This is a genomic window from Vibrio sp. 1S139 (genome assembly GCF_041439475.1).
Lineage (GTDB): Bacteria > Pseudomonadota > Gammaproteobacteria > Enterobacterales > Vibrionaceae > Vibrio > Vibrio crassostreae_C.
Map to the genome: position 1 here is coordinate 56,315 of NZ_JBGOOD010000021.1, position 15,042 is coordinate 71,356.

The following is a 15,042-nucleotide window of genomic DNA, read 5'->3' on the forward strand; positions in this document are numbered from 1 at the left end:
AGCTTATGCTTCGGTCTTTTTATTTACCCATCGGTATACTTTAGACCACTTTGGTCAAACAAGTAGTTGGCTAGGTCATCCGTCGCTACTCCCTCAAACTCAATCGATACTGAATCACCACCTTTAGTAACGGTAACAACAGAACCACCATTACCATTAGATGAGACTGAGTCCTTAATATCACCTAAAAGAGAATCGATTTCACTTGAGTCTAACTCTTCAAATAGTTCAGAAAGGTCAATTTTATCGCCTTCATTCACATCAAAGTCTTTGATGACATCAGCGCTTCCATCTAAGTCTCTGTCTAACCAGGCGAATAAATCGGCTCCTTCCCCACCGGTCAACGTATCGCTGCCTTCTCCGCCAAATAAGAAGTCGTCACCCAAGCCACCATCTAAAGTGTCATCTCCACCTTGACCATACAAGATATCGTTACCGTCACCACCTGACAATTCATCATCAGCATCATTTTCTGACGCAGTGCCGAACTCTTCTTTGTGACTAGTGACGTAATCATGAATCGTCTTAGCATCAACGTCAGCTAAACCCGAACTGAGTTTTTGAGCTACATATTCTTGGAGCGTTAGCTCTGTCGAACCGTCATCAGCAAACAGCACTGGCTGATCACCAAACAATATGTCATCACCACTTTGTGCGGTGATCGTATCTTCTCCCGGAACAGCCTGAACCGTATCTCCAGCGATTGCTTCAGCAAGGTCTTCAACTTTGATGTTGTGGTCAACCACTTTGTCTGTATCAAACATTTCTAAGGTGTCTTTGTCGACATTACCACCAAGGCCAATAGCCTGTACCGCAGACAAACCAGCTAAAATATTAAACATGTGAACGGCTTGTGGGGTCACCTTATTGCTGCCTGTATCGGAAGCGCTGTATTTATCCCTAAATACAAGCTCATTACCATCAATTTTCAACGTACCAAGCCTAACGCGACTACCATTGTTATCTAGATAAGGTGAATATACGTGCGCATGGTTATGGCCATGACCATTATCATATTCAACAACCTTAACACCATTTACTTCTATGCTTCCTGATGGCTGCAAAGATGCTAGGTCAAAATCGGAACCAAGGATATCTTGTAAGCTTAGAGCGTCACCCTTAGATTTATCCGCATACATCCAGAACTGATCAAGTTCATCATCGTCCAAATCATCCTCTGTTGCTTGGTTAATTTCACCATCAGTGATAAAGAACGAATGATTAGTCGCGTCATTATCTGGTAGTGAATTAAACCAGTCTATCGCAGAATCGAAGCCAGCCTCATAGTTGGTTCGTCCTGAGTTGTCATCAATTATCGTGTTGAGGGCGTTCTCAAACTGAGTTTTAGGGTTAGCTGAACTCAAATCGATACTAATGACATGAGACGCATTAGTTTCAAATTGTGTTAGCAACACGTTCACAGTACCTGAGTTTTCACCGCCTGCACTTTCAACTAACTTATCAAATGCCGCCTGCAATTCAGGCTTAGCTTCGGCAATCGTACCCTGCATACTACCGGAAGTGTCGAAAATAAACGCGATGTTGTAATCCTGCCCTGGGATAATTTGCAAGCCTGATGTATCGCCGATGACAATGTTACTGTTTTCATCAGTAATGATGTTATCAGATCCACTTTCACCCATTAATATACTGTGATTGCGGACTGATGCAGAAGATGTGGCATAACTGTCCTGCGAAGTACCATCCACTTCAACCGAAGTTGCTGTAGCCTTGAGTTCAAAGTCTAGGTCGCCTTGGTACTCAAAAGGTACTCGAATCTGTACATCTCCAAGAACGTTACCTGCAGCATCAATATCTAACTCATAAGTTGCAACACCATTCTCAGATGATACTGGCTCTACAACCTCTCCATCTATTTCTAGCTTCAACCCTGAAGGAATCCCGGTTAGTTCAACTTTGTCGCTTAAGGTCTCGCTTCCATCGACATCAACAAGCGCAACTGACACATCAATCGGTAGAACTTGCTCTTCTAGAATTTGATAAGTGCCAGATTCATTGTCCAAACTCACGATAGTATCTTTGAATACAATCTGCTCTATCTCATAAAGGTGATCACCAGCTTCTTTATCACTAGCACCTACTTGGTCGGCCGTATCAATGAAACGTTTGTCTTCAACAATCCAATATGGAACTTCACTATGATCATCAGCAGGGAACCAACGTAAAACGTAGTCTGATATGTCCCCTGTATAAATAACACTGTCCACTTGGTTAGGATCATCGATCGAGCCTATACCTCCGTCAAAGTGGTCGTTATAAGCGCTTCCTATAAATGTATCACTTCCCTGTGTACCCGCCGATACATCACCGACAAAGTGGACGGGAGACAATGCTACATCATCTGGATTGCGCTGATCTTTCGCTATAAACAAATCATCTTTGTCAGTACGATCATCAGTAGTATCAGCGTTATTAATCACGTCTCCACTAGAGGTGAGTCCCTCAACAATATTACCCGTGTTACCCATTTCTAGTAGAGTGCCATTATTAAATTGATCTTTAATGGCCTGTTCGTCAGATGTATCGAAGCTAGGTTCCACTCGAATTGTTTTCAAATCACCAATAGTAATAGTAACAACAGGAGCATCAGCCACAGGCGTAATATCTACCGTAAGCGTATGTTCTTCTGACGTACCATTCTCGTTTACAGCCTTGAACTTAATTTCAGCGTAGTCATTCGATTTATTGCCTACACCTTCAACATTGAAGCCGTCATAACCAGATTCGTTAGCATCTGGATTAAAGCCTATCACGCCTGAAGTTAATTGAGCCGAAGTAATCTGAGTCGAGTTTAGTGGCTGCCAATTTGGCTCTTGAACAGTGCCAAGGTTAATCACCAACGCTCCATCGAGTGGTTGATGAGTTATCACTACATCGTTGCCAGACTCAATCCCAAAATCATCAATCGATAGCACTAAAATAGTATCTTCCTGTCCAAAGGCTTCCTTACTTTCAGCATCTGGTCCAACAGGTACTGGATGGACAATTAGCTCGAAGGCCCCATTCGAAATCTCACTGGTATCGCCGACAATCTCGTCTGAAATAGCTTCAACCTTAACGCTATAAGTGCCTGGCTCATCAACCTGAATCATCAGATCAGCGAGCACTGTTTCGGCAGTACCATTTGATGTTAACCAAGCAGATATATCAACTTCACCATCAGCATTAACAACAAGCTCCTGATCTCCAAGTTTAACAATTGAACCTTCAGGTAAACCAGACACGACGAGTCTCAACGTCTCTGAACCATCGGTATCAACAAGCTGCGTAGTGATCTTAGAGACATTGATAAAGGTATCTTCCAGCCCTTCATTAATATCGAACGCTGGGTAATAACCACCCTCTAAGGATTCATGTTCAACCTGTGTCCCGATATTAACTTTATCCTCAAGCGAACTTACATCAGGAACAATATCAAAGTTGTCCGTGTTAAAGTCTACGGGTTCATTGCCACCAACTGCGACACTGATAGTGGCATTACCTGGACCAGCCTCGTTGTCGTGGAATGCAGTAATTGTGTACCAACCTGATGCCGATGGTACAAAGGCTGAAGACTCATAGGTACCACCTCCACCCCAAGTTTGAGAGGCCATGGTTTCACCACCGACTTCAAGTCTAAATGAATCATCTGCATGACCACTAAACACGTATGACTCACCAGCAACTAGGAATACCAAACCAGTAAGTTTGCTCGAAATGTTTTCGATAGCTGGAGAGTTCTGAGTGCCAAAGTCTGGCGTCTGTGTGACTTCTGAAGTGTTGGCAGCACCTGCAGACTCGATAGCTTGTTCAACAACGTCCGGAGCGACACCGCTACCATTGTTGTAATCAAAGTCTAGGTTCTCCCATTGCTCTAACTTAAAACCTTCATCTAAATCTACATTTGGTGTATCTACTACTAACTTGGCAAGCGTCGTATCAGGGCGAATATCAATCGACATCGTCGTGCTAGAGCTGGTGTTGATGCCGTCCGAACTGTGGTAGTTAAACTCAGCATAATCTTGTTGATTATTACCAGTTACTACATTCTCTTCATCAGACATTGACGTACTAGATTCATAGCTTACTGGGTTGAATATCAAGAAACCTTGTTCAACCTGCTCTTGGCTTACTGATACTCCTGTGCCAATCGTTTCAGTATTTAACAGAACCCATTCATCAGTAGATTCGTTGTACAGATACATATCACCCGCGCCTGGAGCACTAGTGATAACAATCGACAATTCACTAGAATCTGCATCAGAAACGTTGAAATCGGCCCACTCAAACGTAATCGATGAACCTTGGGCTTGTGCCTCATCGCCAATGACATGTGAGTCCTGTGCTTGCGGTGCTTCATCATTATCGATGATCGTTGCAATACCTTGCTTGCCACCCACTTCGAGCGTGAAACTCTCATTTAACTCATCAATGCCGTCATCGTTAGTTGGTACCTTGATGTCAAACGACGTTACTCCCGCAGGCACAACAAGCTGACCATTAACAAGCGTCACGCCCTCAGTGAACTCTACGTTGTTGGTGAAATCTTTGTTATCACCGAGCTCAGCTGAACCGGAGTTTAACGACCAATCGAATCGAGTCTCTTGACTGCTTGTGCTAACTAGGTTCACGGTGAAGACAGCTACATCGCCTTCAATTACTTGTTCATTATTTGGATTAACCGCGTTGCTCACTGTATCGATAGTTGGAGCTTCATCGTTATCAGTAATGCTGCCCACTGCAGATTCACCATCAACAGTCACGGTGTAGGTTTCAGCGATCTCATGGAGACTGTCATCAATTGTCGGAATCAAGATTGCAAAGTCCTTCACTCCAATTGGGACAATCAGTTTTCCACTTTGCTGATCATAGGTGACGCCATTAGTAAAACGAACCTGACTCAAGTCGAGATCTTTTTCTTCACCCGAATCATTCGCAGCATCCGTGTTCTTACCAAAAGTAACGTCCAATACAGACTCAACAAGTGCACTTGAATCCAGAATTACTTTAAAGCCAAGATCATCACCTTCAACTACTGAGTCTGCTAGCAGGTCTACAGACGCAACACTAGAAGGAGTCGGTAAAGGGTTGACGATAACATTAACTTCAGCACTCGCGATTTGGCCATTATCATCAGTAACCTGATATTTAAACGTTGTTTCACCGACAAAATCATCGCCAGTTAAATCAAAGTATACGATGCCGTCTTTGATATACGCATTACCTTCCGTTTCACCGTATACATAGGTAATACGTAGATTGTCGCCATCTGAATCGATATCGTTATTTAGAAGCTCAGAACCGATAATGCCAGCAAGCTTCGATGTTGGAATCTCAAGAATGCCGCCTTGATTCACTGCATACGCGCCTTCACTAGAGGCTTTAAAACCAGTTAGGAAGTAATCTGACGCATCATTATCATTCGTTGCTTGGTTGGAATACTCAGTTGCTTCAAATACCACAGTATCAAACGCGATTGGAGTACCATCAGGACCAAGCGGTGTTATTTCGTAAGTACCTTTATTGTTACCGTCTTCAGCAATAAACGTATCACCTGCAACCGCTACGCCATTGAGGTACGCTACCCAACTGCCTTGTTCATGGTTATCAGTGAAATCACCGTCATTACCTTCGTTTTTAAACAAGTTAGATACTGAAAATGTAAACTGAGTAGCAGGGCTATCTAAGTTGATTTCAAACTTCTCAGATTGCTGCTCTGCACGATCATATTCAATCTGAGCACCCAATCCACCTACTTTGCCGGCAACACCAATCTTAATGCCGCTGTGTGCGAAGTCTTTATCTTGGCCATTGAAGCTAGCATTTAGCTCAGCGCCTTCGGCTGACCATGGAGAGTCGTTGTCTTCACTGAACTGACCCAGTTTAACTTCGAAGCTTTGCGGATCGTTATTCGCATTCAGGTCACCAGACTTATCGATAGTAACTGTCTTAACTTCACTTTCGTTACCATCACTGTCTACCGCTTTGTATTCGAATAAATCTGACGCCTTAGCTTCAAGAGAAGTCAGCTCCCAGTTACCTGGTCCTTGTGTGCTTGCTTCCACCGAAACAATCTCAGCACCTTCAGGAGCGACAATCGTGACATTTTGATTATTGTGGGTGTCATCATAAAGGAAGGTTTGTTCTTCTGTGACACCATTACCATAATCAAAGGTGACTGTAATCTCAGCTCTTGATTGAACACTATCATCAGCATTTGGGGCAAACCAACCACCCAAACCACTTAGACCAACCGTTACTGAGTCCGCTGGACGAGAAGAGAAATCAATGTTGATCACCTCGTCTTGGTGAATACCGCGATTAGTCGATGCAATACCGAAACCCATATGGCCTTGCTGACTGTTGTTTTGCACTAAAGGCTTAGCGTCAACGTTATTTCGACCTTCCGAGGTAATGGTGACGACATCACCATTATCAAACTTCAGTTCGCGAGTATACGCATCTACTTCATCACCCCAGTTATGGAACTCTGCAGTGCTATGAGGGCCTTTATCTAATGTGGATGTATCATCAACACCTAAGAAGAAGCCCGTTGATTCTTGGTCATCTTCATAAACGATGTTGTTAGGATCTGCATACGTCTGCCCAACTACCACTTCAACCTTGTTATTACCATCGACATAGTAAAGAGTTCCTGAATCAGGCAGCTCTGTGATGATCACGCCGAGATTTGTATCTGCGTCATTATCGTTATCATCTTCATTATCAGAAATATGGTCTGTACCATCACCTTCGATAGTCCCCATCCCGGTATCGAAAATAACTTGCGAAGAGCCATCTGCATTGAGAGAAATAGAGAAGTCTTCAGCTTTTGGCGGGTTATCATGGCTATCGTCAATAGCTACATTTTTATCAGCACTAGAAGTATCTAGCTTCTCAAATACATCGGTACCATCTTGGGTTACGGATACAACACTAACGTTAAACTCTTGTCCAACTTCGTATTCGTTGTCTTGTTCAGTTTGAATCTCAAAGGTCGCTGTATTTGTATTTGCGTCTACGTTTACAGTTATAACTTCAACAATATCTTCATTGCTCGCATTTGTGTAAGAGTACTGAAGAGTAACCACACTATCTTCAGGCACTTGCTCACTTAGCGTAATCGTAAATGGACTTGTCTTATCACCCTCAATAACTGAATCGGGACCAGTCAGCCCAACTGTAACGGTATCTTTGTCGTTTGTGTCTGTCTCATCGACAATCTTAGCTGTACCTGAGTCCTGTTTGTCATTTTCAACAAACTCACTAGTTGAGCTAGCATTTAGAGTTACAGTCTCTTCACCCTCAAGCAATTTATCATCAAGAACCTTGATGAAGACTTCTAAGCTATCAGAGCCGCTAGCAATAATAAGATCGGCAAGCTCCTGATCTGAAAGCGCTTTATAACCTTGTCCATCTTTAACGTAGATCTTGTCTTCGTAATCGACACCTTTAGTTGCAGTATCCCCTGCCGACCCTAGTGTAAGAGCAAGACCAACGTTCTCAGAGACAAGCTCATCTAGGTTGATTTCAAATGATAAGAAAGCATCTTCTGCTTCTGTCACAGGTTGGCCAGCAGTAACTGTTAGCTCAGCAACAGGTAATACATCAACATTCACTACAACCGTATCTGTACCACCGTTACCGTCCGACACGGCAACAACAAATGAATCATCTCCATCAAACTCGTTGTTCGGAGTGTACTTCCACTCGCCCGTTTCAGGGTCGATCTCAACACTACCGTTTGTAGGTTGGCTCACCGTGTAAGTCAGGTCAGTGTCGTCAATATCGGTTGCAGTAACCTTACCAGATACAGAGTTATCCTCTTTAGTCGATACACTTATTTGATCAGTATCGCCAATCGGCACTCCATCTTTGACAAATATTGGAGCATCATTTTCTGGAGTGACATTAATCGTAACCACGGCGGAATCAGTACCACCTTTACCGTCAGAAACTGTGTAAGTAAACGTAGCGATACCATTGAAGTCATCCGCTGGAGTGTAACGAACGGTCTGAGAACCATCTTGTAGCTCAACTAACTCAACCTGACCGTATGTTGGATCAATCACTAAACTATCTAAAATGATTAACGTATCACCATCAACATCAGAGTCATTCGAAAGTAACTCGCTACTAGGTATATCGAGAGTTACATCTTCTTGTGTCTGAAGATTTTTAATCACTTCTTGAAATTTGATATTGTCTAGATAAGTCCCACTCTTGTCGCCTTCAGTGCCAACTTCTCTAAATGAAAGGGTATTTGAACCATCTCCACTCCCACCTAATAATTCCAATAACTGGGTTTGCATTATGTTACTTTCAGGGGTGATCGTAGCAACAACTTCGCCGTTCCAAATGACCTCAAGCTCAGCACTCGGCAATCTTTCGTACATTGCCGTATCAAAAGACAGTTGGTATAAGGTACCGCTTTCTACACCTTGAATTTGTTGAGTAAGGGTTACATTGTCACCATTACCTTCCATATCAATCATACGATCGCCGTCTGTTTCATCAACAGCATAGCCTTCTTGAACTGAATCTAAAGCACCAGTTCTTGCATCGTAGGACCAACCATCTAGTTGGTCGATTCGAGAACCCCAACCGGCATTTGATACCGATTCATAGTCTTCAAAGCTACCATTGACGATCAGGTTATCACCTAACGCTCTTGAATCATCGTTCGCGATAGGGTCATCATTTACTGGTGTGACATTAACGGTCACTGTCGTAGTGCTTTTTTCACCATGAGTATCAACAATGGTGTATTCGAAAGTCGCTTCACCATTGAAGTCTTGGTTAGGTTCAAACACGACATTGCCATCTATCAGCAGAACAGAACCGTTTGTAGCATCGGTTGCGTTGACAGAAAAAATGGTTATGTCATCCCCATCAACATCGAAATCATTGGCTAACAGCTCACTACCACTAATAGTAAGAGCCTGATCTTCTTCCGTTATGAGTTTGGGTGCATCTATTCCGGTAACTGTAATGTTATCGATAAACGCACCAAGCGAATCAGATTCACCCGCACCAGCAAAAGCGATTAAAGTAGCATCACTACTAACATCAAACTCAGCATTTACTTGATACCAACCTTTGTTATCCGGACCATCTAGTGTTACAGAAATGCCTTCTGGAGCAGTCACTGTTCCATCCGCATGCAGCGTAATAGTTGTATTCCCAACAGTAAAAGTCATATCAGACGACGAGTTGCCGTCTTGGCGAGGGTTATAATCGAACTCTACCCTCAAAGAGTCTTGATCCGACGTATCAATTGATGTCGTCATCACCGTGTTTTTATGTGGGTCTAGCTCTGCGTAAAAATCACCGTCGGTAGCATCAACAATTAAGCCGTCTCGCTCAATCTCTATACCATTAGTAAAGTCCCATACCTCTGATGGGTCTTTAGAAACAACCGCCCAACCCGCTGGGTTTGCCATATTTTCGAATGACTCAGTGAGCAATATGGTTTCTTGAACGTTTTTGTAAGAATCACTAATGGCTACAGGCGCATCGTTGACTGGCGTCACCGTCAAGTTGAACGAGCTGTCTACCGGTGTGCTGCCATCTTCGTTGCCGTCTTCAACGTTAATATCGAAAGACGCCGACGTGGTTTCGCTGCCGTCATGTTTAAACGTCACTTTACCCGTCGCCAACTGCGCCACCGTAAAGCTGCTCGACGCGACGCCGTTCACTAAGATTGTGCCGTTACTCACGTTGCTGACCGTGAAGCTCACGCCTGTGTCCGTATCGTCAACGTCCGTGTAGCCAAGATCTGCCGCCGTGATGGTGTAGCTGCCTGCTTCATCCATTTCACCCAACAGATCGCCTGTCAGCTCCGGCGCATCATTCACTGGCGTCACCGTCAAGTTGAACGTGCTGTCTACCGGTGTGCTGCCATCTTCGTTGCCGTCTTCAACGTTAATATCGAAAGACGCCGACGTGGTTTCGCTGCCGTCATGTTTAAACGTCACTTTACCCGCCGCCAACTGCGCCACCGTGAAGCTGCTTGACGCGACGCCGTTCACTAAGATTGTGCCGTTGCTCGCGTTGCCGACCGTGAAGGTCACGCCTGTGTCTGTATCGTCAACGTCTGTATAACCCAAGTCAGCTGCCGAGATCGTGTAGCTGCCTGCCTCGTCCACTTCCGCCGCAAGATCGCCTGTCAGCTCCGGCGCATCATTCACTGGCGTCACCGTCAAGTTGAAAGTGCTGTCTACCGGTGTGCTACCATCTTCGTTGCCGTCTTCAACATTCACATCGAACGACGCCGACTTGGTTTCGCTGCCGTCATGTTTGAACGTCACTTCACCCGCCGCCAACTGCGCCACAGTGAAATGGTTCGACGGAACACCGCCGACTAAAATTGTGCCGTTGCTCGCGTTGCCGACAGTGAAGTTCACACCTGTGACAGTATCATCAACGTCCGTGTAGCCCAGATCCTCAGCCGTAATGGTATAGCTGCCTTCTTCATCCACTTCACCCAACAGATCGCCTGTCAGCACTGGTGCATCGTTCACAGGAGTGATATTAAGCGTAACTTCTGCTTCATCTTCCCCACCGTTCCCATCGGTCACTTTATATTTAAAAGTTGCCTCACCGTTATAGTCGGTATCCGGTGTGAATGTAATTGTATTGTCTGTGTAGTCGACAAACAGTTCACCATTAGCCGCGGAGGTAATTGAACCGACAACAATTGAGAGCTCATCACCATCAATGTCAGTATCATTCGCCAACAACTCATCAAAAGAAATCGTGATAGACGTGTCTTCAGCAGTAACAAGTTTAGATTGATTAATACCTGTCACTGTAATGTTATCTAACAACGCACCATAGCTATCTGAAGCTCCAGCACCTGCAAATGTAAGGTCCGTAACGTCCCCTTGGACTTCGAACTCAGCCGTGATCTTATACCAACCATTTGCGTCAGGTTGCCCTATTTGGACATTAAGTCCGTCGGCACCCGATAGAGCTCCATCGGCGTGAACAGTAACTAACGTGTCACCGACTTTAAACGTCATGTCAGAAGATGAATTACCGTCTCGTCGAGGGTTGTAATCAAATTCAACACGCACGCTATCTTGGTCTGACGTATTAATATTTGTTGTGATCGCGGTGTTTTGATGAGCATCAAGCTCAGCGAGGTAGTCACCGTCTGTCGCTTCAGCTATGAGACCGTCACGCTGAATCTCTAGACCATTTGTTGCTTCCCAATCATCTAGTTCGTCGCCAGTTACTACAGTCCAACGACCTGTGTTTGTCATGTTTTCAAAGGACTCAGAGAAGAGCAGCGTCTCACTATGAGTTTCATATGTGTCATCAATCGCTACTGGACCGTCGTTGGTGCCTGTCACGGTAATGGTTAAGGTATTGGTTTGATTGACCGTGCCATCGCTTGCGGTGTAGGTGAACACCACGTCCGCGGTCGCTCCTGTGGCCAACGCTTGAGAATCGCTGCCGTCCGCCACAAAGCTATAGCTGCCATCGGCACGAATGGTCAATGTGCCGTAATCATTGCTGATCAACGTATCGCCACTCTCTGCCACTGCGGTCGCGGTGCCCGTGGTACCGTTCAAAATACCCGTGACGTTCAATGAGTCACCATCGACATCGGAGTCATTGGCCAAAACGCCTTGTTCTGCACTGACCGTTAAGGTCGCGTCTTCATTCACCGCGCCCACATCGGCGGTTAACTGAGGCGCATCGTTGGTGCCTGTCACGGTAATGGTTAAGGTATTGGTTTGGTTGACCGTGCCGTCGCTCGCGGTGTAGGTGAACACCACTTCCGCGGTCGCTCCTGTGGCCAACGCTTGAGAATCGCTGCCGTCCGCCACAAAGCTGTAACTACCGTCAGCACGAATGGTCAATGTGCCGTAATCATTGCTGATCACCGTGTCGCCACTCCCTGCCACGGCGGTCGCGGTGCCCGTGATGCCGTTCAAAATGCCCGTGACGTTCAATGAGTCGCCATCGACATCGGAGTCATTGGATAGTAAACCGTTACCAGCACCAACGGTTAAAGTTGCGTCTTCACCAACCTCGCCGGTATCGACATTGAGTTCGGGCGCGTCGTTTACAGGTGTGATATTTAATGTCACTGTCGCTTGGTCTTCGCCACCATTTCCATCAGTGACTGTATATTGGAATGTGGCCTCACCGTTGTAGTCTTGATCTGGTGTGAATGTGATCGTTTCGTTTACATAGTCAACCGATAATGTGCCATTGACCTCAGACGTTATTGAACCAACAACAATTGAAAGAACATCACCATCGATATCAGTATCATTCGCTAACAACTCTGCGAATGGGATCGTAATAGGCTCATCTTCACGCGTAACGAGCTCAGGTTGGTTGATCCCCGTTACAATAACGTTGTCAATCAAAGCCCCAAGACTATCTGAAGCACCATCTCCTGCAAATGCTAACTCCGTACTATCAGCTTGCACCTCCAGTTCGGCGGTAACACGGTACCAACCATTAGCATCTGGTAGGCTTATTTGAATATCAAGTCCATTAGCACCGGAAAGGGTCCCATCCGCATGTACCGTGACCGAGGTGTCACCGATTTTAAAGACCATATCAGAAGACGAGTTACCATCTTGGCGAGGGTTATAGTCAAATTCAACCCGAATACTATCTTGACCTGAAGTGTCTATAATCGTTGAAATTTCAGTGTTTTTGTGAGCGTCGAGTTCAGCAAGATAGTCACCATGAGTTGCATCAGCAATTAGACCATCACGCTGAACCTCTAGCCCGTTGGTCGCATTCCAGTCGCCAAGATCATCACCAGTCACAACTGTCCATCTGCCAGTGTTTATCATTTGTTCAAATGACTCGGAGAAAAGTAACGTCTCGCTACTTTCGTTGTAACTATCATCAGTTGCTTTTGGTCCATCATTTGTGCCAGTGACCGTAATAGTTAAGGTCGCAGTATCCATCCCCCCCTTACCATCACTTATCGTATAAGTGAACGTTTCAGACACCTGCTCACCAGCTTTTAAGCTATCCGCATTATCAGCAACGTAGTTGTAACTACCGTCTTCATTAACAATCAGAGTGCCAAAGCTACCGGTTAATCCAGATCCTACAGTTCCAGCTGTGCTATTTGATGCATTTTCAGCACCTGTCCGAATACCAATGACTTCGAGGTTATCGCCATCAATATCGCTATCATTTTTCAGTAACCCTATTGATGCATCTACTGCTAAAGTCGCATCCTCGTTAATAGACCCACTGTCATTGCGAGCGATTGGCCTGTCGTTAGTACCGGTGACAGTAATAGTCGCGGTCGATGTGATCGGCTCGCCACTTTCATCGCTCATCGTGTACGTCACCACGACTTGCTCTGTTACACCTACTGGCAGGTGATCAAAATCTTCGCCAGTCGCTTCAAACACAAGTTTGTTATTAACGATAGTCACCAGACCTTTGTCCGAGCTCACACTGTCTAAAGTGAACTTAGCACCATCGTCTAAATCGGTGTCGTTAGCCAATACATCAACGGTTACGGTGCTGTTCTCTTGAACCGCCCCAGAGTCTGCATTGGCAATTGGGAGATCGTTAGTACCGGTGACAGTAATAGTCGCGGTCGATGTGATCGGCTCGCCACTTTCATCGCTCATCGTGTACGTCACCACGACTTGCTCTGTTACACCTACTGGCAGGTGATCAAAATCTTCGCCAGTCGCTTCAAACACAAGTTTGTTATTAACGATAGTCACCAGACCTTTGTCCGAGCTCACACTGTCTAAAGTGAACTTAGCACCATCGTCTAAATCGGTGTCGTTATCCAATACATCAACGGTTACTGTGATGTTTTCTTCCACTGCACTAGTGTCGGCGTTTGCGATTGGAAGGTCATTAGTGCCTGTGACTGTGATAGTTAACGTTGTTGTATCAGTTGCACCTTGGTCATCAGTTACTGTGACTGGTACTTCAATCTTTAGTTCTTCACCTTCGGATAGATAACCATAAGAAGACGCATCGAATTTATAACTACCGTCTTCGTTTAAAGTTAGACCTTCAACTAAGGTGTCCGTAGTAAACACTAGTGGTTCACCTACAGGTTGATCTACATCCGTAGCATTGATGCTACCGCTAATAACCTGGTCCTCTAATAAGGAACGGTCCTTAGGCTCTGCTACTGGCGCATCATTCACTGGCGTAACATCAATTGTGACAGTTAACGTGTCTGTCAGACCAGTTTCATCCGTCACGATAACTTGGAAGCTATCTGGACCGTTATAGTTTGCATCTGGAGTGTATTGCCAAGAGCCATCTTCATTTAGGGTAAGGCTACCGTTAGAAGGGCCCGATTCAACTGAGAAGGTAAGAAGGTCATTATTTGCATCGGTCGCAGTTAACTGGCCGCTTAACAAAGTATCTTCTGGAACAGATGCACTTAGTGCATCTTCAAGCGCGCTAAAAGAAAGGTCTACAAAGATTGGCTCTTGTTGTGCGAAACGGAATTGATCTAGAAGGCTCAGGCTTTGAGTTCGCGACATGCCCAGCGCTTCAAATCCCGTTGTTATAAATTCGGTTGCTGGGATCGTTTCTTCACCGTCTCGCTCTACAGTCCCACTAGTTGCCAAGCTAGAACCATTTTGACCAGCAGCGGTAGCGAACTCATCTCCTAACTCAGTAGGGTCTTCACCTTCTTCTAATGCGGCAAAAATATTTGCGATATTCTGGTCTAGTTCAACTTCACCGTCTTCAGGTGAAAAACGCTTAACTGATACCTGAGGTCCATTTTGAGATTCAAGAGTTACATCTCCAGCCTGTAGAGGCTCTCCCTCTTCGAGTACTCTAACCGTGCCATCAACTGAAATAACAATGCGCTGACCCAATGCAAGAGCACCGGTCAAATTCAATGCTGTAATGTCCATATCAACCCCTAAAAACCATTTTCGCTTGTCACGTCAACTTTGTGACATCTTATTTATAATATTAGCCGAAATATAACATTTAACATCACATAACTCCTAGTTGAACGAAGCCGCTACGCGGCAGAGTAAAACGAGTGCGAACCATACTCTTGTA

At 45.0% G+C, this 15,042-nt stretch carries 1 protein-coding gene; it reads right to left on the reverse strand.

Features of this window, described 5'->3' with window-relative positions:
* Positions 1-23: 23 nt before the first annotated feature.
* Entirely contained in the window at positions 24-14,888 is a 14,865-nt protein-coding gene (locus tag ACED46_RS09490; protein ID WP_371721335.1) for a tandem-95 repeat protein, read from the reverse strand.
* Positions 14,889-15,042 lie beyond the last annotated feature (154 nt).